Consider the following 22,694-nt stretch of genomic DNA (forward strand, 5'->3'; position numbering starts at 1 on the left):
GACGTGAGCACCGCGAACCCCGCCGCCGACACCGGAGACATCAGCACCGCGACCCCCACCGCCGACACCGAAGACGTCGGCATCGCGAACCCCGCCACCGATCCCAGAGACATCGAGACCGCGACCTCTGCCACGAATCCCGCACTCGACCGCGCAGGGATGCCCGCCGCGCGCAGCGTGAACCGCAGCAGCGCGCACCTCGGCAGCACGCATCTGCTCGGCGCCGTGACGCTGGCGCTGGTCGCGGGGGCGTGCGTGGCCAACGGGTTCTTTCTCGACGCGCTGCCGCTCGAGCGGCAGCTGGTGTTCGCCGCGGTGGCCGTGCTCGCCTACCTGCACGGGCGGCGGGTGCCGCTGACGCGGGGGTGGCCGGTGCTGCTCGTCGTCGCGCTGCCCGCCCTCGGCTACTGCCTGGTGGACTTCTCGGTGGGGTTCGGTGCACTGCTGTGCCTGCTGGTGTTTTTCGTGCTGCCGTGGCTGGCGGGGCGATTCCGGCGTCAGCAGGCCGCGCTGATCGTCGCGGGCCGGGAGCGCGTCGCCCAGCTCGAGCAGGAGCAGGCGTTGATCGCGGAACGGGTCACGCTGCGCGAACGGGCGCGCATCGCCGCCGAGATGCACGATTCCCTCGGCCACGAACTGGCGCTCATCGCCTTGCAGGCCGGGGCTCTCGAACTATCCACAGATCTCCCCAGCACGTATCAGGATGCCGCGCGACGACTTCGTGAATCCGCGGTGACGGCAACGGATCGCCTCCGCGACACCGTGGCAGTCCTGCGCGACAACGGAACCGCACCCGACCGGCCACGCGACGAATCGGTGACCACCTTGGTCGACCGCGCGACAGCCGCGGGCATGACCGTACATCTCGAGCATCCCCAGCCATGGAAACCATTGCCGCCCTTGGTCGATCGCGCGATCTACCGAACAGTCCAGGAATCACTCACCAACGCGGCCCGGCACGCGCCGGGAACACCGGTCACTGTCGCCCTCGCACAAACTCCCTCGGGAACCAGTGTCATCGTTACCAATCCCCCACCACGCCCCGGCGACGCAGATCCTGGCACTGCTGGATTCCACAACGCGTCCACCGTGGTCAGCACCACCGAACTGGCCTGGGGCAGCGCCCCGGCCGGACCGGCAGGGGCCAGTCCTGACGAGCTGAGCGACAACGCCGATCAGGGCCGACTTCGTTCGGTGCGTGATACCGAGCCGACGCGCGGCGAGCTGTTCCGACCCGCGCCGATCACTCCGGCACCCCCATCGGCGTGGCGCAGCAACCCAACGCCGGGTGCGTCCGGCAGCGCCGACGGCAGTGGGCTGGCGGGGTTGCGTGAACAGGCGAGGCTCGTAGGTGGCAGCTTTTCGGCGGGGTTCGAGGAGGGCGGATTCGTTGTGCGCGCACGGTTCCCGGCGGAGGAGGTTCGGCGATGATTCGGGTGCTGATCGCCGATGACGAGGCCATGATCCGAGCGGGGATTCGCGCCATCCTCACCACCGATCCGGCGATCGACGTCGTCGCCGAGGCGGCTGACGGGCACGCGGCGGTGGAGTCGGCGCTGGCACACCGACCTGATGTCGTACTGATGGATGTGCGCATGCCCCGCCTGGACGGCCTCGCAGCCGCAGCCGAATTACGCACGGCCGCACCGGAAATCGCCGTCGTCGTGCTCACCACCTTCGACGAGGACGAGTACGTCACCCGCGCCCTCGACGCGGGCGCGGCGGGTTTCCTGCTCAAGGCGTCCGACCCGCGTGAGCTGCTGCTCGGCGTGCACGCGGTCGCCGACGGTGCCGCGTACCTGTCGCCCCGCATCGCCCGCAAGGTGATCACCCAGTGGAACGGCGGCACGGCCCGCACCTCCACCGCCCGCGCGCAGCTCGCCGACCTCACCGAACGCGAACTCGCCGTCCTCGCCCGCGTCGGCCGCGGTCTGTCCAACCAGGACATCGCCACCGAACTCTTCCTCGCCGAGGCCACAGTGAAGGCCCACGTCAGCACCATCCTGCGCCGCCTGAACCTCCGCAACCGCGTCCAAGCCGCCATCCTCGCCCACGAAGCAGGCCTCTCGGAGTCGTAGCGCGCACCGGCACCGGGTCGCCCGAGCACCAGCCCGACCTGGACCGTTGATCACCACGCTCCAGTGGCGGCGCCACTCGGCCGATACTCACCTGAGAGCGTGGTGATCAACTGTCCGACAGTCACCCGTCGACGATGTCTCGCCGGTCCTGCCGTCACGACAGCTGGACCGGCGGATCACCTGCTGGACCGGCGGATCACCTGCTGGACCGGCGGATCGCCTGCTGGGTGATCCCGCCCCTGGCTGGCCCCGGACCGGGGAGGGTAGCGTCGGCGAGGTGGCCGATGCCTTCTATCTCCCCGACCCGGCGGACCCGAATCGGTTCGTCTCGACCGAACTGACGCGTGGACCCTGGTCGCCGGACGCCCAGCACGCCGGACCGCCCTCGGCCCTGCTCGGGCACGTGATCGAGCGGTGCGAGCCGCGCGAGGGTTTCCAGGTCGGACGGGTCGCGGTGGAGATTCTCGGGCCGGTGCCGTTGGAGCCGTTGACCGCGCAGGCCAAGGTCGTGCGGTCGGGGCGGAGTGTGGAGTTGATCGAGGCGACGTTGTCCTCGGAGCGCGGGCCGGTGATGCAGGCCAATGCGTGGCGGCTCAAGCTGGCCGAGCCCGCGCTGGATCTGCCGCTGGAGTTCCTGCCGACCGGCCACCGCGCACTGCCCGTGGCGACCGAACCGGCGGTGTTCCCGTCCACGCAGAAGATCGGATTCCACACCGGCATCGAATACCGTTTCCTCACCGGCTCTTTCAGCGAACCGGGGCCGGCGGTCTGCTGGATTCGATTGAAGTATCCGATCGTCGCAGGCACCACGCCGAGCCCGCTGGAACGCACCCTGGCCGCCGCCGATTCGGGCAATGGTGTGAGCGCGGTCCTCGACTGGTCGAAGTACCTGTTCATCAACACCGACCTCACCGTCACCCTGCACCGCCAGCCGGTCGGCGAATGGGTCTGCCTCGACGCGGTCACCCATCCCCAGCCACACGGCATCGGGATGGCCGAATCCGCGCTGTTCGACGAGACAGGGCCGCTGGGCCGCAGCACCCAGACGCTGCTGGTGGCACCGCGAGGCTGAACTCAGCCGTCCAGGTGTTTGCGCAGCGCGTCGAGCGATCCGTCCCAGTCCCGCGCCATGGCGGCCAAGAATTGTTGTGCCACCTGCATGGGCGCCGAATCGAGACGGTAACGCACGCGACGCCGCTCCCCCGGCTCGGCGATCACCAGGCCCGCATCCGACAGCAGGACAAGATGTTTCGCGATCGCCTGCCGGGTGATGGGCAGGCGATCGGCGAGGTCGGTCGCGGTGGCGGGGCCGTCGGCGGCGAGCGCAGCGAGCACCGCGCGACGGCTCGGGTCGGCCAGGGCAACGAAGACCCGTTCGGCGGTCGCCTCGAGCTCAGGCCGCATCGAGGTATTCGACCAGTTCACCCAGTTCACTCTTCCAGCCCTCGGTGTTGCCGCCGAACGCCGCCTGGAATTCGTCCCCGGCCAGCTGGGCGAAGCCGGTCTCCACGACCGTGAGCCGCGTTCCGCTGTCGACCGGTTCGAGGGTGAACTCCACGTAGGTGCGGCGCGGGTCGTCCTCGGGCAGGCCGTAGATGTGCCAGGTGAACCCGAACACGCTCGGCTCCTCGACGCGCTCCACCCGCATGTTCGCCGTGTCCCCGGCGTCCCATTTCATCTGCGCCGCGCCGCCGGGCCGCAGGTCGATGGTGGCCGTGTTGCCGAACCAGGTGCCCAGCCCTTCGGCGGTGGTGATCGCGGCCCACACCTTGGCGGGCGGATGGGCGAGTTCGACGGTCCGCACGATCTGATCAGGGAATCCCATGATGCCTCCTCAGTAGCAACCAGTTGGTTGCCATCCAATGTATTGCAACCTTTGGGTTGCGTCAATGGGTCAGTGGCTACCCGTCACGCGGAAGCCTCGCGGTACCAGCAGCACCGCCCCGACGGCGACCAGCGCCACCACGACGGCCGAGATCGCGGACGTGCTGGTCAGCGCGACATCGAAGGCATGATTCGCGGCATCGGAGAGCTGAGTGTGCGCCGGTTCGGGCAGGCTCTTGCCGACCTCGGCGGCACCGCCGACCGAACCGCTCGCCTGATCCAGCTTGTCGGCGGGCACGGACAACCCGACCATGTGCTGACTGAAGATCCGCGCGTGCAGACTGCCGAGCAGCGCGACCCCGAGCCCCACGCCGACCTCGTAGTTGGTCTCCTCGACCGCCCCGGCCTGACCAGCCCGATCGGCAGGCACCGCCGCGACGAGCACCGCGGCGGCCGCGGTCACCGCCATCCCGTCGCCGATCCCGAAGGACACCAGCACCAGCGCGATCACCGGGTACGTCGTCGGCTCCGGACTCACCGCCAGCAGCAGGAACCCGAGGGCGACCGCTCCGAGCCCGATCCCGAGCACCGCGCGCACCCCGAACCGGTGCATCAGACCCGGCGTGAGCAGGGAGGCGGTGAGCAGGGTGAGCGCGGCGGGCAACATCCGCACACCCGCCTGCGACGGGCTGTACTCGTGCACGTACTGCAACCACAGCGAGATCAGGAACATGGCCGCGCCGATGGCCATCATGGCCACCAGCGTCGCCACGGCGGCGGCGGTGAACGCGCCGTTGCGGAACAGCCGCACATCCAGCAGCGGATCATCGGCGGTGAGCTGACGGCGGACGAACCAGGCCAGCGCGCCGAGCCCGGCGACCAGCATCGCCCAGTCCACCACGCTCGCTTCACCTTTCGCGAGGTGCTTGATCCCCCAGGCCAGACACACGATGCCGGTGATCGACAGTGCCGCCGCGAACCAATCCAGCCGACCCGCCTGCGGCGCACGGTATTCCGGCAGCACCCACAGCCCGACCGCCACGGTCACCACGACCACCGGCACATTCAGCCAGAACGCCGACGCCCACCCGAAGTGCTCGACCAGGAACCCACCGATGATCGGCCCCACGGTCGCGCCGACCCCCGCCACGGCCGCCCAGATGCCGATGGCCATGGTCCGCTCGCGCACGTCGGTGAAGATGGTGCGGATCAGCGACAGCGTCGACGGCATCACCATCGCCCCGCCGATCCCGAGCAGCACCCGCCCACCGATCAGCTGGGCCGCGCTGTCCGCCGTCGCCGCGACCACCGAGGCGAGCCCGAACAGCACGAATCCACTGAGGAACAACAACTTCCGCCCCACCCGATCACCGATGGCGCCGGTCGTGATCAGCAGCCCACCGAGAACGAGCCCATAGATGTCGATGATCCACAGCTGCTCGAGCGGTCCGACATGCAGATCCTCGATCAGCGAAGGCAGGGCGACATTGAGAATCGTGGCATCCATCGCCACCAGCAACAGGCTGGCACACAACACACCGAGCATCACCCAGCGCACCGAGCCGTAGGTCTTCGTCGCCTCGTCCACCCGCCACCTCACCACCCATTCCTGGTCACGCCCCCACGCGACTCGCAACCTACCCAGTGATGACACGTTCCGATCGGAGCCGATCCGCGGACACGGTCAACGTTCAGCGCACTTCAGGCAATACCGCGTCGATGAGGGCGCGCGCGGCCCGTCCCGTGCGCTCCCGGTCGCCGGTGATCACCCGATCCTGGATGATCCCGCGCAACCCGGACACGAGCAGGGTCGCCACCACCTCGGCGTCCTCGGCCAGGCCGGTCCGCCGCAGCGCGGCCGCGAGCTCGGTGACGAACGTGGCGATCGCGGCATTCGCGTAGTCCTGATACGGCGAATCCGGCGCGCACGCCGCACCGAGCACCTGCAACAGCACCCGCACGCTGTCACCCTCCGCCCCAGTGGAATTCAGGTCGAAGAAGCCGATCAACCGTTCGCGCACCTGACCGGAGTCCGTCACGTCGGCGAACAGTGCCGCGAGGTCGGGCCGCTGCGTGGCCAGCGCCTGGACCAGCAGTTCCTCCTTGGTCTCGAAGTAGTAGATGAGCATCCGCGAACTGGTGCCGAGCGCGGCCGCCAACGGGCGCAGCGAAAGCTCCGCCAAGCCGTGGGCGGCGATGTATGCCACGACGCCGGCGAGCAGTTCGGCGCGTTTGCGGTGGTCGAGAGGACGGGCCATGGGTTGACTGTAGCGAGTGCTACAGGTATCCATGACATCGTGACTGTACCGATCGCTTCAGAAACCGGCGTCGTGGTGACCGCCTACGCGGCGACCACCGCGCTGGCCGACACCATGGACGAGACCTGGTCCCGGCTGCTGCGCGGCGAGAGCGGCATCCGCGCGCTGCCGGACGAACTCCTCGCCGAGCACGATCTGCCGGTCCGCATCGGCGGTCCGCTCACCGCGTCACCGGATGCCCAGCTGACCCGCATCGAACAGCGCAGGCACTCCTACGTAGAACGCCTCGCGCTCGTCCTGGGCAGGCGGGTGTGGCAGGCGGCGGGTGCGCCGGACGTGGAAGGCGAACGGCTCGCCGTCGCGGTCGGCACCGGGCTCGGCGGCGGTGACGCGCTCATCGACGCCGTGGACGCGATGCGCGCGGGCGGCTACCGCAAAGTGTCTCCGCTGGCCGTCCCGATGGTGATGCCCAATGGCGCGGCCGCGACGATCGGACTCGAAATCGGCGCGCAGGCCGGGGTTTTCGCGCCGGTGTCGGCGTGCTCGTCGGGTTCGGAGGCCATCGCGCACGCCTGGCGGCTGATCAGCACCGGCGAGGCCGATGTGGTGGTGGCGGGTGGCGTGGAGGGACACATCCACGCGGTGCCGATCGCCGGATTCGCGATGATGCGGGCGATGAGCACCCGCAATGACGAACCCGCCCGTGCGTCAAGGCCGTTCGAGCGCGATCGCGACGGCTTCGTCTTCGGCGAGGCGGGCGCGCTGCTCGTCCTCGAATCCGAACGCCATGCGAGGGCGCGCGGCGCCGAGATCCACGCGCGGGTGCTCGGCGCGGGCATCACCTCCGACGCCTTCCACATCGTCGCCTCCGATCCGGCCGGTGTCGGCGCCGCCCGCGCGATGCGCAAAGCCGTTCGCACAGCGGGACTTCGGGACAGCGACATCGACCACGTGAACGCGCACGCCACCTCGACGCCGATCGGTGACGCCTCCGAGGCCGCCGCCATCACCGCGGTGACCCCGGGCGCCTCGGTCTACGCCCCGAAATCGGCGCTCGGACACTCGATCGGCGCGGTCGGGGCGCTCGAATCGGTGCTGACCGTGCTGAGTCTGCGCGAGCAGATCGTGCCGCCGACCCTCAACTACGACAACGCCGACCCGGCGATCGACATGGATGTCGTGGCCGGGTCGGCGCGGCGGCAGCGGATCGACTACGCGATCAACAACTCCTTCGGCTTCGGCGGGCACAATGTGGCGCTCGCCTTCGGCCGGGCCTGAATCAGTCCTTGTCGAAGCGGGTGTCGACGAAGGACTCGAAATCGACCTTGCCAGGGATGGCCTTGGCGTCGGTGAAGGCGTCGGCGATTTCCTGCTCGGAGGCGATGACCTCGTCGGAGAGCTTGATCGGCTCCTTGATCGAGCGGGTCCAGGTGGTGCGCGAGGCGTCGACGCTGATCTGGGTCAGCTCGGCGTAGCTGGTGGACCAGGTGTCGAGGTTGTCCGAGGACCACTTGGTGGCGGCGGCGTAGCGCTGGAAGAAGTCGGCGATCGCGGCGGACTTGCCCGCGTCCTCGACGGCCTTGTTGCCCGCGACCCAGAAGTTGTAGCCGTTGGCGGCCTGGTCGGCGGTGGCGATGGTCTTGGCGCCGACCTCCTTCTCGGCGATGGCGGTGTAGGGGTCCCACACGGCCCAGGCGTCGACGTCGCCGCGGGTGAGCGAGGCGTAGCCGTCGGCGGGGGCCAGGTAGACCGGCTCCACATCGTCGAGCGACAGGCCCGCCTTCTGCAGCTGCAGCAGCAGGTTGGCGTTGGCGGAGCTGCCCTTGGTGACCGCGACCTTCTTGCCCTTCAGGTCCGCGACCGAGCCGATGGCGGAATCCTTGCCGACCAGGATGGCGTCACCCTTGCCGGTGGCCGCGAGCGCGCCGACGATCTTGATGTCGGCATTGGCGGCCGCGCCGAAGATCACCGGGGTGTTGCCGACCTGCGCGAGGTCGATGCCGCCCGCGCTGGCCGCCTCGACCAGCGGCGGGCCCGCGGTGAAGGTGGAGAACTCGATCTTGTACGGCAGGTTCTCCAACTGACCCGACGCCTTGAGCAGCACCTCGATCGAGATCGCCTTCTGGTCACCGACTTTCAGCGTGACGGTGCTCAGGTCCACCGGACCCGACGGCGCGGCATCGGTGGCCGCGTCGTCACCGCAGGCGCTGAGCGACAGCGCGGCGACGACGGCGAGGGCGAGTCCGGCCAGGCGGGACTTCGGAGTGCGTTTCACGGGAACTACTTTCGTGCGTTGGATACTGAAGTTCAGTGGGTGACGCCGAGCAGCGCCAGCAGTCGCGCGGCGTACTCGGCGACCTCCGGCGCGGCGGCGGTGCGGGGCCGCGGCAGGTCGATGGACACGTCGGCGGCGATGCGGCCCTCGTCGAGGACGAGCACCCGGTCGGCCAGCGTGATCGCTTCCAGCACATCGTGTGTCACCAGCAGCACCCCGAATTCGCGCTGGGCGTGCAGGCCGAGCAGCAGCTCGTGCATGGTCAGGCGAGTGAGCGCGTCGAGGGCGCCGAAGGGCTCGTCGAGCAGCAGCAGGGTCGGCTCGGCGACCAGCGCCCGCGCCAGTGCCGCGCGCTGCGCCTCCCCGCCCGAGAGCGTGAGCGGCCAGGCATCGGCGCGACCGGCCAGACCGACCTCGGCGAGCAGCTCACGCGCGGCCTTCTCGTCGGCGCGGCGGCTGCGCGGTTTCGGCCTGCCGAGGGCGACATTGCGCACCACGGGCTGCCACGGAATCAGCCGCGCCTCCTGGAACACGATCGTCGGCCTGCCCGCGACGGAAACCTCACCGCGACTGGCGGAATCGAGGTCGCCGAGGATGCGCAGCAGGGTCGACTTGCCCGACCCACTGCGGCCGACCAGCGCGACGATCTCGCCCGCGCCGATCTCGAGATCGATGCCGTCGAGAACGGTGCGCTCACCGAAACGCTTGACCAGGTTGCTGATTCGCGCGGCGGGCGCACCGGTGGACTTCTTCGGGGACAGGGCGGTGACGGATGCGGCAGCGGTCATGACGTGGTCCTCGCGATCGGGCGGCGGATAGCGGTCCTGCCGATGGTCCGACGGGGGTGGGTCGGACCATCGGCGTGCAGTGGGGACATCAGCGGTTCACCGCCGGGCGCCAGCGCAGGGCGCGGCGTTCGAGAATGCGCACGATGGAGTCGGTGGCCAGGCCGAGCAGGCTGTAGATCACCAGGCCGAACACGACGATGTCGGTGCGCAGGAATTCGCGGGCGTTGTTGACGACGAAACCCAGGCCCGCACTGGCATTGATCTGCTCGGCGACAACGAGCGACAGCCACGCGATGCCGAGGCTCTGCCGCACGCCGACCAGGATCTGCGGCAAGGCGCCGGGCAGGATCAGCAGCCGCAGCCGCTCGCCGAGCCCGAGCCGCAAGGCGCTGCCCAGCTCGAGCAGCTTCGGGTCGAGCTGGCGGATGCCGGCGAAGGTATTGAGATAGAGCGGGAAGAACACGCCGAGCGCGATCAGATAGACCTTCGGTTCCTCGCCGATGCCGAACCAGATGATGAACAGCGGGATCAGGCCGAACAGCGGGATGGTGCGGATCATCTGCAGCGGCGGGTCGACCGCGTACTCGCCGATCTTGCTCAGCCCGGCGAGTACGCCGAGGAACAGGGCGAGCACCGCGCCGAGGACGAAGCCGTAGAGCGCGCGCTGGCCGGAGACCAGCAGGGCGTCACCGAGCTGGCCGGACCGGTAGGTCTCCAGACCCGCGTCGAACACCGCCGACGGGGCGGGCAGCTTCTTGGCCGGAATCCAGCCGCTGGTGCTGCCGACCTGCCAGACGAGCAACAACACGACCGGCGAGAGGGCACGCAGAAACCCGGGGCGGCGGTACAGCGGAATCCGTCGCTCGTCGGTTTCGGCGCGCTTCTCCAACAGCATTCGTGCATGGTGCCCGGCGCCAGGGGTGTGCCGACAGGGTTCGAATCAGCTCGAGGATTTCTCCGCTCGGCTGGAGATCTGCTGCACAGCCCAGCCGTTGCCGTCGGGATCGCTGAAGAAGACGAAGCCGACATTGTCGAGCGGATGCGGCGTTCCGGCTGGGTTCTGACCGAGCACCTGTACGTCGGTGACCTCGACGCCGCGCGCCACCAACTCCGCGTGCGCCTGCTCGATATCGGGCACGACGAGCTGCAGCCCCTTGAGCGAGCCGGGCGGCATCTCGGGCACCGCGCCCTTGCCGATCACGATGGAACAGCCGGAGCCGGGCGGGGTGAGTTGCACGATGCGGATGTCCTCGCCGACCACCGTGTCGTGATCGACGACGAAGCCGAGCTGCCCGGCGTAGAACTCCTTGGCCCGGTCGATGTCGGAGACGGGGACGATCACGACTTCCAGAGTCCAGTGCACGACATGCCTCCCGAGGAGTGGTCCGGTACCGCGATCCAGTCTGCCACCGTCAGGCCCGCCGTTCCCAGCGCCAGGCGAATTCGCCCTCGGCGGGTGCCGGGCCGGGTAGCTCGCCCGTGGCGCTCATGCCGTCGACGAGCACGGCGAGCAGGCGTTTGCGCAGTTGCGCGGTCCGCACGGGATCGGGCACGCCGACGGCGGCGCACGCGTCGAGTACGAGCGCGAGGTCCAGCGCGGTGAAGTCGGCGCGCAGCCTGCCGGTGGCATGCGCGCGGCGGATCAGTTCCCCGGCGGCCTCGCCCGAGTGGATCACTTCCGGCAGGAGCGATTCGTCCGGGGTGAAGGTGCCGGCCAGGTGCACTGCGAGCGAGTGCACGTCGGCCTCGACCACCCGTTCCAGGAACCCGACCAGCCCGCGCCAGCCATCCGAATCCGACAGTGCCGCATCGGCTTCGGCGTTGTACTGGCGCAGCCCTTCGAGACAGAGCGTGCGCAGCAGCACTTCCTTGCTCGGATAGCGGCGATAGAGCGCGCTGATCCCGACGCCCGCGCGCTCGGCCACGGCCGCGATCGGCGCGGTCGGATCGTCGAGGAACACCGCCCTGGCGGCATCGAGGATCAGCTCGTTGTTGCGCGCGGCCTGCGCCTTGCGGCCGGACAGGCGGGGCTGATCTGCGGGTTCGGTCTGCTGTGCCATGAATATCAGGCTACCACTTGAAACGGAATGATCCGTTCTGCTACGTTTGGAACAGAACGAAGCATTCCGTTTCGCAAAGAGGAGTCGACATGACCAGCACGGCCACCATCACCCCGTTCCGCATCGACGTCCCCCAGGCCCGCCTCGACGACCTCACCGACCGCCTGCGCCGCGCGCTGTACCCACACGAGCTGCCCGGCGTCGGCGACGCCTACGGCGTGCCCGGCGATCGGGTCCGCACCCTCGCGCAGTACTGGCTCGAAGAGTTCGACTGGCGCGCACTGGAATCCGAGCTCAACGCCCACCCGCAGTTCACCACCGAGATCGACGGCGAGACCATCCACTTCCTGCACATCCGCTCCGCGCGCCCCGATGCCACACCGGTGATCCTCACCCACGGCTGGCCGGGCTCGATCCTGGAATTCCTCGACCTCATCGCCCCGCTCACCGACCCGGAATGGGCCGCCGATCCCGCCTTCCACCTGGTCATCCCGTCGCTGCCCGGCTTCGGCTTCTCCGGACCCACCCGCAGCACCGGCTGGAACCGCTACCGCACCGCCCGCGCCTGGGCCGAACTGATGGCCCGGCTCGGCTACGAGCGCTACGGCGCCATCGGCAACGACGGCGGCTCGATGGTCTCGCCCGAGATCGGCCGGCTCGCGCCGGAGAAGGTGATCGGCGTGCACGTCACCCAGCTGTTCTCGTTCCCGTCCGGCGACCCGGCCGAGTTCGAGGGCCTGTCCGAGGCGGATATGGCCGCGCTGCAACATCTTCAGTGGTTCCACGAGAACAAGATGTCGTTCAACACCCTGCACAGCCAGCAGCCGCAGACCCTGGCCTACGCGCTCGCCGACTCCCCCATCGGGCTGCTCGGCTGGAACGCGCAGCTGTTCGGCGAATCGCTCGACGCGCGGTTCGTGATCGGAAACGTGGCGCTGTACTGGCTCACCGGAACGGCGGGCTCCTCGCTGCGCTTCTACTACGAGGACGCCCACACCGCCGAGCATCCGAGCGAGCCGACCACGGTGCCGACCGGGCTGGCCATGTTCGCGGGCGATTTCCAGTCGATCCGACGCTTCGCCGAGCGCGATCATCGCAACATCGTCAGCTGGAACTCCTACGACGTCCGCGCCGAGGGCGGCGGCCCCAACGACGCGGCCGGGCACTACGCCGCGCACGAGGCCACCGAGGTGCTGGTCGGCGACATTCGCCGGTTCTTCGCCGAGCTCGCCTGATCTCCGGTGCCGCGGCCCACGCTCCCCTCATCGGCGCGTGGGTCGCGGCCCCTTCGAATCATGCACCAGCACAGGGCGATACGCCCACCAATGATCTCGATCAGTGATGCATGTGCAACTCACCCCAGGCGGGAAACGGATCGGGATACGCGGCCCACGCGCCCGCGCCCGCGGCGAACTCCAGGTCGGTGAGCAGGGCGGTCTCGAGTTCTCGGCGCAGTGCCGCCGCGTCGAGGCGAACGCCGATGAACACGATCTCCTGCCCGGCGGGCACCTCGAGCGCCGACCACCACGCGCCGGGTTCGAAGGTCAGGTTCGGCCCGGCCTGCGACCAGATCGCGGCCAGCTCGGGGCGGCTGGCGATCCAGCAGAAGCCCTTGCTGCGCAGCATTCCGCGCATCCGTTCCAGCGCGTCGGCGAGGCGCTGGGGATGGAACGGCCGGTCAGCGGTGAAGGTCAGGCTGCTGATGCCGTACTCCTCGGTCTCCGGCGTGTGCCCGCCCGCCAGTTCCTCCGCCCAGCCCTCGGCCTCGGCGGCCACCGCCGGGTTGTAGCGCCCGGTGCCGAGCACCTCGGCCAGGTCGACCGCGCCCTTCTCGGTGCGCAGGATGTGCGCTCGCGGGTTGAGCCTGCGCACGGTGGCCTCGACGGTGGCAGCGGCGTTCGCGCTCACCAGATCGGTCTTGTTGATCAACAGGACGTCGGCGAACTCGACCTGGTCGACGAGCAGATCCGCGATCGTGCGCGAATCCCCCTCGCCCGCTTCGAGACTCCGTTCGGCCAGTGCCTCACCGCGGACCAGTTCGGCCAGGAAGGTCGAGGCGTCGACGACGGTCACCATGGTGTCCAGGCGGGCGATCACGCCGAGGCGGAAGCCGTCCTCGAATTCCCAATCGAAGGTGGCCGCCACCGGCATGGGTTCGGAGATGCCGGTCGACTCGATCACCAGCTGGTCGAAGCGGCCCGCGCGGGCCAGCCGGGCGACGGCCTCGATCAGGTCCTCGCGCAGGGTGCAGCAGATGCAGCCGTTGGTGAGCTCGACCAGTTTCTCCTCGGTCCGGTCGAGGTGGCCCTGGCCCGCGACCAGCGCGGCGTCGATGTTGACCTCGCTCATGTCGTTGACGATCACCGCGACCCGGCGCCCGTCGCGGTTGGCGAGGATGTGGTTGAGCAGGGTGGTCTTACCCGCGCCGAGGAAACCGGACAGCACGGTGACGGGCAGGGATGTGGGGGTCGGGGAGATGGTCACGACTTAATGATAATGGTTTTCATTTGCTATTGGCGGGTGGGGTCTCGAAATCGGACACGCGGTCGTAGGGTTGGGGCGTGAAGATGTTGCCGCTGACCCCCGATGGCCAGACCCCTGTTCGCGCGCTCACCATCGCGGGTACCGACTCCGGTGGCGGCGCCGGAATCCAGGCCGATTCCCGGACCATGGCGCTGTGCGGGGTGCACGCCTGTGTCGCGGTGGCCGCGGTGACGGTGCAGAACACGCTGGGCGTCAGCGGTTTTCACGAGATCCCGCCGAATGTCGTCGCCGATCAGGTGCGCGTTGTGGTGCGCGACATCGGCATCGGCGCGGCCAAGACCGGCATGCTCGCCTCGACCGCCATCATCGAGGCCGTCGCCGGGGTGTGCCGCGAACTCGGCATCGGCCGCGACGGTGACATCCCGCTGGTGGTCGACCCGGTCGCCGCCTCCATGCACGGCGACCCGCTGCTGCACGCCGAGGCGCTCGACGCGGTCCGCAACACCCTGATCCCGCTGGCCACCGTGGTCACCCCGAACCTCGACGAGGTCCGGCTGATCACCGGCATCGAGGTGGTCGACGACGCCACCGCGCGCAAGGCCGCCGAGGCATTGCACGGGCTGGGCGCGCAGTGGTCCATCGTGAAGGGCGGGCACCTGCGCTCCTCGTCGGTGAGCACCGACCTGCTCTACGACGGCGACACCTTCCGCGAGTTCACCGCGCCGCGCATCGCCACCGGCAACGATCACGGCGGCGGCGACACCCTGGCCGCGGCCATCGCCAGCGCGCTCGCCAACGGTTACTCGGTGCCAGACGCGGTGGAGTTCGCCAAGGAATGGACCTACCGCTGCCTGGCCGCGTCCTACGATCTCGGCGCAGGTCACGGACCCGTGTCACCGCTGTGGAGACTGCGCGCCGACGCCTAGCGTGGCGTCGCGAACTTGTCGGTGGGCAGGTTCATACTGAATTCGTCGCACCCCCACCGGTTCCAACGGCGTGACCGGCGAGAACAACGGAGTTCGTGCCGGGCGCGGCAGTTCAGTCGAGAACGAAGGCGTCGCGCAGTGGCTGCGCGGGATCGATCCTGATGCCGTTGAAGCGGGCGTGCGCCATGGCCAGCGCCGAGATGCTCTCGGCCAGATAATCGATGAAACGCTCCACCGGCATCACCGACACCTCGCGCTGATTCGCGCCGAGCCACCAGTCCGTGGCCGAGGCCACCGCGCCGAAGATCGAGTAGTTCACCAGTTCGATCCCGGCCACGTCGATCGATTCCGTCGGCAACAGACCGGCGAAGAACTCGGCGGCGCGCCGGGCGGATTGCCGGGCGGCGACCAGCGCCCGTTCGGTTTCGCGGGCCTGCTGGCTGAAATGGCTGTGCAGCATGAACCGGAAGACGTTCGGATGCTCGGTCACCACCGCCACGTACTCGGCGGCCGCGCGATGCACCAGTTCGGCGATCGAATCGTCGGTCAGGTTCACGCCGCTGAGCATCCGCTCCCAGAGGGTGTCGCGCAGCCGGTCGACGATCGCGTTGTAGAGGTCGGTCTTGTCCTCGAAATGGCGATACAGCTTCGGCTTGGCCGCGCCCGCCTCCTTGGCGATATCGCCCATGCTCACATCGGGGCCGTAGCGATCCAGCGCCCGGAACGCGGCGTCGACGAACTCGATCCGCACCCGCACGCGATGCTCGCGCCACCGCTCGGTCCGCGCGTCGACGCGACGAACCGGCGACTCCTCTGCCATCCGGTACCCGCGCGCCACGACGCAATGCTATCGGCGGCGACCCCCGCCTGTCCGAGGCCCCCACCAGAGCCTGGTGATCAACAGTCCAGGTCAGGAGTGTGGCCGGAGGCATAGTTGCTGGAATGGCAAAGTTTGTTGCCTGGGAACGTGGGGTGCCCGCACTATCGGGTCGACTCGTTCATTGCACTGACCAGGGATGGAGCACCCCATGGCCGAGACCGTACCCACCGCTGAGCAGTACTGGGAGGACTTCTATCGCGAGCGCGAACAGGTCTGGACCGGCAACCCCAATCCGCTTCTCGTCCGCGAGGTGGACGGTCTGGCGACCGGGACCGCGCTCGATCTCGGGTGCGGGGAGGGGGCCGATGCGATCTGGCTGGCCGAGCGGGGCTGGCGGGTCACCGCGGTCGACGTCTCCGCCACGGCCATGGACCGCGGCGAACAGCGCGCGGCGGCGGCCGGGCTGACCATCGCCTGGGAACGGCACGACCTGCAGGCCACCTTCCCGGCCGGTTCCTTCGACCTGGTCTCGGCGCAGTTCCTGCACTCGCCGGTGGAGCAGCCCGACGAGCGCGCCGGGATCCTGCGCAGGGCCGCGGCGGCGGTGGCGCCGGGCGGCACGCTGGTCGTCGGCGGACACGCCGGTTGGCCGAGCTGGGCGGGCACCCCGCTGCACGACTACGCGTTCCCGACCATCGAGCAGGTGCTCGAACAGCTGGAGCTCGCGCCGGGTCGGTGGCAGGTGGCGACCGCCGAACTCGTCCACAGCGAAGCCGTCAGCCCCGAAGGCGAGGTGGGCGAGCGCGCCGACAGCGTGCTGCGCATCCATCGCGTCTGAGGTTCAGCCGCTGGTGCTCACCGCGGCTTTCGGCACGGCGTCACCGTTGCGCCGCCAGGACAGCAGGTAGAGCACCCACATGACGATCGGTAGCAGGAGGTCGGTCCACAGTGGGATCCCGATGTTGTACGGCTTGGTGTTGTCCTCGGCCACCCAGAAGTAGATGTGCCCGGCCGCGTCACCCCAGTACTGAATGCTCAGGACCACGATCACGCACAACCAGAAATGGCCGCGGAACCAGTAGGCCATGATGCCGACGACGCCGATGGCCAGATCACCCATCGCGTTCTCCCATTGGAAGCCGCCGTCGCCGCGGGTGTAGCCGATCTGCTCGGCGACATTCGCGCCGTCGAAGATGTGGGAAGCCGCGCCGAGCACGGACGCGACGCCGACCACGGCCACCAGCCACCACACCAGGTGGATGTCGGCCGCAGGCCGGTCCGGGTGCCGTCGGATCTGTATGAACGCGCCGATGAGGGCGACCAGCACTGCGATGACGGTGGGCATCGGAGAGCCTCCATGCGTCCAGTCGAACACTGATCCAGCATGTCGTCGAACCCTCCCAGTTTATGCCTGCCCGGCATCCGCAGGAACCTCCCAGCTCGGTCCCAGCTCGGTGGCAGCGTGGCCGTCGAGGGTGGGTGCCATGAACCAGACCGAGGCCCCACCGCAGCCCGCGTCGAGCACCCGTGCGCCGGTGCTCGACGTGGTGATCCCCGTCTACAACGAAGAAGCCGATCTCGGCGTGTGCGTGCGCAGGCTGCACGCCCACCTGCGCGACGGGTTCCCGTTCACCGCGCGCATCACGATCGCCGACAACGCCAGCACCGATGCCACGCTCGAGGTGGCGCGGTTGCTCGCCGACGAACTCGACGGGGTGCGGGTGCTGCACCTGGACGCCAAGGGCCGCGGCCGTGCGCTGCGGACCGCGTGGGACGGTTCGGACGCGGCGGTGGTCGCCTACATGGACGTCGACCTGTCGACCGATCTCGACGCGCTGCTGCCCCTGGTGGCGCCCCTGGTCTCCGGACACTCCGATCTCGCGATCGGCACCCGCCTCGACGCCGCCGCCAGGGTGGTGCGCGGACCAAAACGCGAGATCATCTCCCGCTGCTACAACCTGCTGCTGAAAACCACACTGCGCGCGCACTTCTCGGACGCGCAGTGCGGATTCAAGGCGGTGCGCGCCGAGGTGGCGCGCGAGCTGCTGCCACTGGTGCACGACGGGGAGTGGTTCTTCGACACCGAACTGCTGGTGGTTGCCGAGCGCGCCGGGTTGCGGATTCACGAGGTGCCGGTCGACTGGATCGACGATCCCGACAGCCGGGTCGACATCATCGATACCGCGCGCAAGGATCTGCGCGGGATCTGGCGGCTCGGCCGGGCACTGGGCTCCGGATCGCTGCCGATCGAGGAACTGCGCGCCGCCGTCGGCCGGGAACCGCTGGTCGCCGGGGTGCCGCTGGGCATGGTCGGGCAGCTGGTGCGGTTCGCGATCGTCGGCGTGGGTTCGACGCTGGCCTACATCGCGCTGTACCTGCTGCTGCAACCACTGATGGGCGGCCAGGGAGCCAACCTGATCGCCTTGCTGATCACCGCCGTGGGCAACACCGCCGCCAACCGCGCCTTCACCTTCGGGGTTCGCGGGCGGGCCGACGCGGTATCGCATCAGTTCCAAGGACTGCTGATCTTCGCCTTCGGCCTGGCGATCACCAGCGGGTCACTGTTCGCCCTGCACCGTTGGGCCCCCGACGCGGCCGTCGCGGTGGAGCTCGCCGTGCTGGTCCTGGCGAACCTTCTGGCGACACTCGCCCGATTCGTCGGGCTGCGGTGGGTCTTCCGCTCGGCAGGTCGCAACATCAGTCATCAAGTGGGTCGGAACACTGACCGTCCAGCGGCTCAGGATGATGGTCGCTCGGCTGGCAAGAGTCCCGAATACTCAGCACCCCAATGCAGCGCACGCACGAGCGTGAGCACGAGTGCGGGCACAGGTGCGGGCGCGGGTGCAGGTGGGGGCGCGGGTGCAGGTGCGAGCACGGGCGCAGGTGCGAGCACGGGCGCAGGTGCGAGCACGGGCGCGGGCGCGGGCGCGGTGGGGTCGGGGGCGATTCGATGACCGCGGTTCTGACTACCTCCCCGGCGCACATCGCAGATGCTGTTGAGCGCCGACCCCGTTGGGAGTACCCGGCATTGGCGGTACTGCTGATCGGCACTGCCATCGCCTACCTCTGCAATCTGAGCGCCAACGGGTGGGCCAATGACTTCTATGCCGCTGCCGTGCAGGCGGGTTCGCAATCCTGGAAGGCGTTCTTCTTCGGGTCCTCCGATGCGGCCAACTCGATCACGGTGGACAAACCGCCCGCGTCGCTGTGGGTGATGGGGCTGTCGGTGCGGCTGTTCGGGCTCAACAGTTGGGCCATGCTGGTCCCGCAGGTGGTGCTCGGGGTGGGGACGGTGGCGGCGCTGTGGGCGACGGTGCGACGGTCGTTCGGACCGGTGGCGGGGCTGATCGCGGGCGCTGTGCTCGCGGTGACTCCCGTCGCGGTGCTGATGTTCCGGTTCAACAATCCCGACGCGCTGCTCGTGCTGTTGATGACGGGCGCCGCCTGGGCGATGACCCGCGCGGTCGCCGACGGACGGTGGCGGTGGCTGCTGCTCACCGGCGGGCTGATCGGATTCGGGTTCCTGGCCAAGCAGTTGCAGGTGCTGCTGGTGGTGCCCGCGCTGGCGCTGACCTATCTGGTGGCGGGTCCGCCGAAGCTGGGCAAGCGGATCGCGCAGCTGTTCGCGGCGGGCGCGGCCATGGTCGCCGCCGCGGGCTGGTGGTTGCTGACGGTCGAGCTGTGGCCTGCCGATCAGCGGCCGTGGATCGGTGGGTCGCACGACAATTCGATCATCGAACTCACCCTCGGCTACAACGGTCTCGGCCGGTTGAACGGCAACGAGCGCGGCAGCGTCGGACCCGGCGGCGAACTCCCGCCCGGCGGGAACGGTATGTGGGGCAGCACCGGGATCACCCGGATGTTCGACGCCGCCCAGGGTGGGCAGATCGCGTGGCTGATTCCCGCCGCACTGGTCGCCCTGGTCGCCGGGCTCGTTCTGCGCGGCCGGGCGCCGCGCATCGATCGGAAGCGGGCCGCGCTGATCCTCTGGGGCGGTTGGCTTCTCGTCACCGGGCTGGTGTTCAGCTATATGGCCGGAATCTTCCACCAGTACTACACCGTGGCGCTGGCTCCCGCCGTCGCGGCGCTGGTGGGGATCGGCGCGGTGCAACTCTGGGGCGCCCGGGATCGATGGTGGGTGCGCTGTACAGCCGCGCTCGCCCTCGGACTCACCACCGCGACAACGTGGATGCTGTTGTCGCGCAGCGCATCCTTCCTACTGTGGCTGCGCTGGGCGGTCCTCGTGTTCGGCGTGCTGGTCACGATCGCGATCGCTTTCCCGGTGGCGCGCAAGCACACCGTTCTCGTCGCGGTGCTCGCCGCCTTCGTCGGCTTGTCGGGCCCGGTCGCCTACTCCGTCGACACCCTCACCTCCGCCCACTCCGGCGCGATCCCGACTGCCGGACCCAGCGCCGGCGGAATGCACGGCATGGGTGGTCCCGGCATGCGCCCCGGCGGTGACGGCCGGGCGACCGCAGGCCGCGGGATCGCCGGCGGTACCGACGGCGCGTTCCCGACCCAACCCGACGGGCAGCGGGCAGACGGTCCGCCGGGTACGGCCACGCAGGGCGGCGGTGTGCAGAGTGACGCCGGACAGCGCGGCCAGGCGATGGGTGGGCCCGGTGGGTTGCTCGGCGGATCGCGCCCGAGCGACCGGATCACCACGATGCTCGAACAGGACGGCGCCGACTACACCTGGGTCGCCGCCACCGTCGGCTCCAACAGTGCCGCCGGATACCAACTCGCCACCGAGCTCCCGGTCATGCCCGTCGGTGGCTTCAACGGCAGCGACCCCTCCCCCACCCTGGAGCAGTTCCAGCAGTACGTCGCCGAAGGACGTATCCACTACTTCATCGCCGGTGGACGCGGCGGCCCCGGCGGCGACAGCACCTCGACCAGCTCAGCCATCGCCGCCTGGGTCGCCGAGCACTATCGGTCCGAGGAGGTGGACGGTGTCACGCTCTACGACCTGACCCAGCCCACGACGTAAGGGCCTGCCACACACAGGATGTCGTGCCCGGTCGATCCTCCGATCCACCGGGCACGCGCTTGTGCGGAGTGGTGGCCCGCCGGTCAGGAAGTTTCGAGACTCCCGCGTGGTGCGACCCAGCGGTGGTTGAGGTCGACGACCGAGGCGACTGTTTCGAAGTCGGCGTCGTAGTGGAACAGGACCAGCCCGTGTTCGACCGCGACGACCGAGGCGAGCAAACTACCGAAGCCGACTGCGCGATGACGGCCCGACCGCGCGAGTTCTCGCTGGATGGTGAACGCGTTCTGCCAGTGCTGTTCGTTGGTGGGCACGTATTCGTAGAGATCGCGGAGGTCTGCGCGCAACTGTTCGTATTCGGCGGTATCACGAGTGCGCCGGAGCGCTGCCGCATCGAGCGACGCACAGGTGGCCACCATGCCAACGGTGATCCGCGGCGCCAGCAACTCGGCGACGACAGGATGCCGCATCCACGCGAGTGCGCTGGTGTCGATGAGGACAGACGCCTTCCTGGTCATACCGCGTCGCGCCGATCTTTGTCGGCCATCTCGGCCATACCGCCGTTGACCAGCCACTCGATATGTCGGGCACGCGCTCCGGCCAGCGCCGCCGAGCGCAGTGCGGCACGCACCGTGTCGGAGACACCCGTTGTTCCGAGCGCTTCCTGTGCGGACTCGAGCAGATCGTCCTCGATCTCGATCAGTCGCTTGGTCATACCCCACCCTTCGACATATATTCCCGAATCGAGAACTATATACGCACGAATGGGCAGGTCACCACGACTCAGTGCGCGATGTCGAGCGCGTTGTGCAGGGTCGATGCCCACTGGTCGACGATCAGTTTGCGACGCGCAGAATCGTCGGTGAGGACGTCGGCGAGGCCGAGACCGCGGGCCAGGTCGAGGGTCGCCTGGACCAGATGGTGGTTGACCGGGTTGGAGTCGTCGACACCGAGCGCCTCGACCGCGCGGCGGTGGGCGATGCGGCCGAAGCGGGCCTCGAGGGGGACGATGCGCTCGCGCAGGGCGGGGTCGGCGGCGGCGTGCGTCCACACCTGGAGGGCCGCCTTGAACAGCGGCGAGGTGTACGACTCGACCAGGCCCGAGACGACGGCGCGGGTGCGCCCCTCCCCTTCGGCGACCTCGCTGATCGTGGCGGCCTCCGCGGTGGACTGGTCCATGCGGGTGTCGAACATGTACTCGAGCGCGCCGGTGATCAGGTCCTCGCGGGTGGGGAAATGGTGCTGGGCGGCCCCGCGCGACACCCCGGCCCGTTCGGCGACCACCGACACGGTGGCGGCTGCCCAGCCGGTCTCGGCCAGGCAGTCGATGGTCGCCTCCAGCAGCCGCTGCCGGGTGGCCCGGCTGCGGTCCTGCTTGGGTTCGTGGGGTGTCGCCATTGCCCTATTGTGCCCAGCTGGGCGGGCGCTTCTGGAAGAAGGCCGTCATGCCCTCGATCACCTCGGGGGTGCCGAAGAAGCCAGCGGAACGCCGCGCGAGCGCCTCGGCCTCGGCGTCGAAGGTGGCCAACAGGGTCGCGTTGACCAGCTTCTTGGACTCGGCCAGCCCCTGCGGCGAACCCTTGCGCAGTTCTCCCGCAAGGCGTTTGACCTCGGCGGCGGCATCGGCGGCCGCCACGGTGACCAGCCCGATCTCCCGCGCGGTCGCGGCGTCGAACTTCTCGCCGGTCAGGAAGTAGCGACTCGCCGCGCGCTGGTCCAGGCGCGGCACCAGCGTGAGCGAGATCATGAACGGCGCCATCCCGATCCGCACCTCGGTGAGCGCGAAACTGCTCCCCGGCCCGGCCACGACGAGATCGCAGGCACCGATGATGCCCATGCCACCGGCACGCACATTGCCGTCGATCTGGGCGATGACCGGTTTGGGCGAGGTGAGGATGCCGCGCAGCACGTCGATCATCACGCGGGTGCGCTCGTCGGCGGCCACCGCGGGATCGGCGTGGCTGGCCTCCTTGAGATCGGCGCCCGCGCAGAAGGTGTCACCGGTGTGGGTGAGCACGATGCCGCGCACGGCGGGATCAGTTGCCGCCGCGTCCAATCCGGCGAGCAGCTCGCGAACGAGCTTGGACGAGAGGGCATTACGGTTGTGCGGGGAATCGAAGGTCAGCGTGGCGAACCCGTCGACGACCTCGTAGCGGACGAACGGTGCTTCCGTCACGTCACTCATCGGGACTCC

24 protein-coding genes and 1 pseudogene are annotated in these 22,694 nt (G+C 69.2%); 9 read left to right on the top strand and 16 right to left on the bottom strand.

The genetic code is table 11. The features are described from left to right. The 3 genes from ACFVVM_RS15755 to ACFVVM_RS15765 form a co-directional block, all read left to right on the top strand. Positions 1–1,431: sensor histidine kinase (locus tag ACFVVM_RS15755; protein ID WP_387618018.1), on the top strand; the 1,431-nt coding region annotated here is incomplete at its 5' end. After that, positions 1,428–2,078 (top strand): response regulator, encoded by a 651-nt coding sequence (locus tag ACFVVM_RS15760; protein ID WP_387618021.1) that lies wholly within the window; start codon positions 1,428–1,430, stop codon positions 2,076–2,078. The genes ACFVVM_RS15755 and ACFVVM_RS15760, both read left to right, overlap by 4 nt. 277 nt (positions 2,079–2,355) lie before the next feature. Then, complete coding sequence (locus ACFVVM_RS15765) at positions 2,356–3,150, top strand: thioesterase family protein (protein WP_387618023.1); 795 nt, start codon at positions 2,356–2,358, stop codon at positions 3,148–3,150. 2 nt (positions 3,151–3,152) lie between these two features. Here ACFVVM_RS15765 and ACFVVM_RS15770 read toward each other — a convergent pair whose 3' ends face one another. The 4 genes from ACFVVM_RS15770 to ACFVVM_RS15785 all read right to left on the bottom strand — a co-directional run bounded on the left by ACFVVM_RS15770 (position 3,153) and on the right by ACFVVM_RS15785 (position 6,160). Next, positions 3,153–3,482, bottom strand: a complete 330-nt coding sequence (locus tag ACFVVM_RS15770) for an ArsR/SmtB family transcription factor (protein ID WP_387618025.1) — start codon at positions 3,480–3,482, stop codon at positions 3,153–3,155. After that, complete coding sequence (locus ACFVVM_RS15775; protein WP_387618027.1) at positions 3,472–3,903, bottom strand: SRPBCC domain-containing protein; 432 nt, start codon at positions 3,901–3,903, stop codon at positions 3,472–3,474. The genes ACFVVM_RS15770 and ACFVVM_RS15775 overlap by 11 nt, the downstream gene beginning before the upstream one ends. A 69-nt stretch (positions 3,904–3,972) precedes the next feature. Beyond that, on the bottom strand, positions 3,973–5,490 hold the full coding sequence (locus ACFVVM_RS15780; RefSeq protein ID WP_387618029.1) for an MFS transporter: 1,518 nt from the start codon (positions 5,488–5,490) through the stop codon (positions 3,973–3,975). Between the two features lie 103 nt (positions 5,491–5,593). Continuing rightward, positions 5,594–6,160: a TetR family transcriptional regulator gene (locus ACFVVM_RS15785; protein ID WP_387618031.1), complete on the bottom strand. Its 567-nt coding sequence runs from the start codon at positions 6,158–6,160 to the stop codon at positions 5,594–5,596. Positions 6,161–6,199: 39 nt separating this feature from the next. On the opposite strand from ACFVVM_RS15785, the gene ACFVVM_RS15790 reads away from it, so the two are divergent. Then, positions 6,200–7,438 carry a KasA/KasB family beta-ketoacyl-ACP synthase gene (locus ACFVVM_RS15790; protein ID WP_387618033.1) on the top strand — a complete coding sequence of 413 codons (1,239 nt, stop codon included), beginning with the start codon at positions 6,200–6,202 and terminating at the stop codon, positions 7,436–7,438. A 1-nt stretch (position 7,439) separates the two neighbouring features. Here ACFVVM_RS15790 and ACFVVM_RS15795 read toward each other — a convergent pair whose 3' ends face one another. From ACFVVM_RS15795 to ACFVVM_RS15815, 5 genes are all read right to left on the bottom strand, one after another. Beyond that, the gene (locus ACFVVM_RS15795; RefSeq protein ID WP_387618035.1) at positions 7,440–8,435 is read right to left on the bottom strand and encodes an ABC transporter substrate-binding protein; all 996 of its coding nucleotides are present in this window, start codon (positions 8,433–8,435) and stop codon (positions 7,440–7,442) included. 32 nt (positions 8,436–8,467) lie between these two features. Further along, positions 8,468–9,223 carry an ABC transporter ATP-binding protein gene (locus ACFVVM_RS15800; protein ID WP_387618037.1) on the bottom strand — a complete coding sequence of 252 codons (756 nt, stop codon included), beginning with the start codon at positions 9,221–9,223 and terminating at the stop codon, positions 8,468–8,470. 88 nt (positions 9,224–9,311) lie between these two features. Then, positions 9,312–10,118 carry an ABC transporter permease gene (locus ACFVVM_RS15805; RefSeq protein WP_387618039.1) on the bottom strand — a complete coding sequence of 269 codons (807 nt, stop codon included), beginning with the start codon at positions 10,116–10,118 and terminating at the stop codon, positions 9,312–9,314. A gap of 45 nt (positions 10,119–10,163) precedes the next feature. Beyond that, the gene (locus tag ACFVVM_RS15810) at positions 10,164–10,586 is read right to left on the bottom strand and encodes a VOC family protein (RefSeq protein WP_387618041.1); all 423 of its coding nucleotides are present in this window, start codon (positions 10,584–10,586) and stop codon (positions 10,164–10,166) included. A gap of 49 nt (positions 10,587–10,635) precedes the next feature. Then, complete coding sequence (locus tag ACFVVM_RS15815) at positions 10,636–11,283, bottom strand: TetR/AcrR family transcriptional regulator (protein ID WP_387618043.1); 648 nt, start codon at positions 11,281–11,283, stop codon at positions 10,636–10,638. Between the two features lie 89 nt (positions 11,284–11,372). Between ACFVVM_RS15815 and ACFVVM_RS15820 the strand changes: the two genes are divergently transcribed. Next, a complete protein-coding gene (locus ACFVVM_RS15820; protein WP_387618045.1) occupies positions 11,373–12,518 on the top strand; it encodes an epoxide hydrolase family protein in 1,146 nt (381 codons plus the stop codon). 100 nt (positions 12,519–12,618) lie between these two features. Here ACFVVM_RS15820 and ACFVVM_RS15825 read toward each other — a convergent pair whose 3' ends face one another. Next, on the bottom strand, positions 12,619–13,767 hold the full coding sequence (locus tag ACFVVM_RS15825) for a GTP-binding protein (protein ID WP_387618047.1): 1,149 nt from the start codon (positions 13,765–13,767) through the stop codon (positions 12,619–12,621). A gap of 77 nt (positions 13,768–13,844) precedes the next feature. Between ACFVVM_RS15825 and thiD the strand changes: the two genes are divergently transcribed. Next, complete coding sequence (gene thiD / locus ACFVVM_RS15830; protein WP_387618049.1) at positions 13,845–14,693, top strand: bifunctional hydroxymethylpyrimidine kinase/phosphomethylpyrimidine kinase; 849 nt, start codon at positions 13,845–13,847, stop codon at positions 14,691–14,693. A 112-nt stretch (positions 14,694–14,805) separates the two neighbouring features. Here thiD and ACFVVM_RS15835 read toward each other — a convergent pair whose 3' ends face one another. Then, positions 14,806–15,531, bottom strand: a complete 726-nt coding sequence (locus tag ACFVVM_RS15835; protein ID WP_387618051.1) for a TetR/AcrR family transcriptional regulator — start codon at positions 15,529–15,531, stop codon at positions 14,806–14,808. A 190-nt stretch (positions 15,532–15,721) separates the two neighbouring features. Here ACFVVM_RS15835 and ACFVVM_RS15840 point away from each other — a divergent pair, with 190 nt between their 5' ends. Continuing rightward, entirely contained in the window at positions 15,722–16,351 is a 630-nt protein-coding gene (locus ACFVVM_RS15840; RefSeq protein WP_387618053.1) for a class I SAM-dependent methyltransferase, read from the top strand. 3 nt (positions 16,352–16,354) lie between these two features. On the opposite strand, the gene ACFVVM_RS15845 is transcribed toward ACFVVM_RS15840, so the two are convergent. Then, positions 16,355–16,858 carry a DUF6790 family protein gene (locus tag ACFVVM_RS15845; protein WP_387618055.1) on the bottom strand — a complete coding sequence of 168 codons (504 nt, stop codon included), beginning with the start codon at positions 16,856–16,858 and terminating at the stop codon, positions 16,355–16,357. Between the two features lie 139 nt (positions 16,859–16,997). On the opposite strand from ACFVVM_RS15845, the pseudogene ACFVVM_RS15850 reads away from it, so the two are divergent. Together ACFVVM_RS15850 and ACFVVM_RS15855 are read left to right on the top strand one after the other, a co-directional pair. Beyond that, positions 16,998–18,200 (top strand): annotated as a pseudogene (locus ACFVVM_RS15850) (glycosyltransferase); the annotation flags it as partial. 263 nt (positions 18,201–18,463) lie between these two features. Then, positions 18,464–20,503 (top strand): glycosyltransferase family 39 protein, encoded by a 2,040-nt coding sequence (locus ACFVVM_RS15855; protein ID WP_387618057.1) that lies wholly within the window; start codon positions 18,464–18,466, stop codon positions 20,501–20,503. Between the two features lie 83 nt (positions 20,504–20,586). Here the strand turns inward: ACFVVM_RS15855 and ACFVVM_RS15860 are convergent, their stop codons facing one another. The 4 genes from ACFVVM_RS15860 to ACFVVM_RS15875 all read right to left on the bottom strand — a co-directional run bounded on the left by ACFVVM_RS15860 (position 20,587) and on the right by ACFVVM_RS15875 (position 22,685). After that, on the bottom strand, positions 20,587–21,018 hold the full coding sequence (locus ACFVVM_RS15860) for a VapC toxin family PIN domain ribonuclease (protein WP_387618059.1): 432 nt from the start codon (positions 21,016–21,018) through the stop codon (positions 20,587–20,589). After that, the gene (locus ACFVVM_RS15865; RefSeq protein ID WP_387618061.1) at positions 21,015–21,215 is read right to left on the bottom strand and encodes a DUF2191 domain-containing protein; all 201 of its coding nucleotides are present in this window, start codon (positions 21,213–21,215) and stop codon (positions 21,015–21,017) included. Before ACFVVM_RS15865 ends, ACFVVM_RS15860 begins: the two co-directional genes overlap by 4 nt. A 68-nt stretch (positions 21,216–21,283) precedes the next feature. Continuing rightward, complete coding sequence (locus ACFVVM_RS15870) at positions 21,284–21,898, bottom strand: TetR/AcrR family transcriptional regulator (protein ID WP_387618063.1); 615 nt, start codon at positions 21,896–21,898, stop codon at positions 21,284–21,286. A 4-nt stretch (positions 21,899–21,902) separates the two neighbouring features. Further along, a complete protein-coding gene (locus ACFVVM_RS15875; protein ID WP_387618065.1) occupies positions 21,903–22,685 on the bottom strand; it encodes an enoyl-CoA hydratase family protein in 783 nt (260 codons plus the stop codon). Between the last annotated feature and the right edge of the window lie 9 nt (positions 22,686–22,694).

The organism is Nocardia sp. NPDC058176, from assembly GCF_042883805.1.
In the GTDB taxonomy this organism is placed as follows: domain Bacteria; phylum Actinomycetota; class Actinomycetes; order Mycobacteriales; family Mycobacteriaceae; genus Nocardia.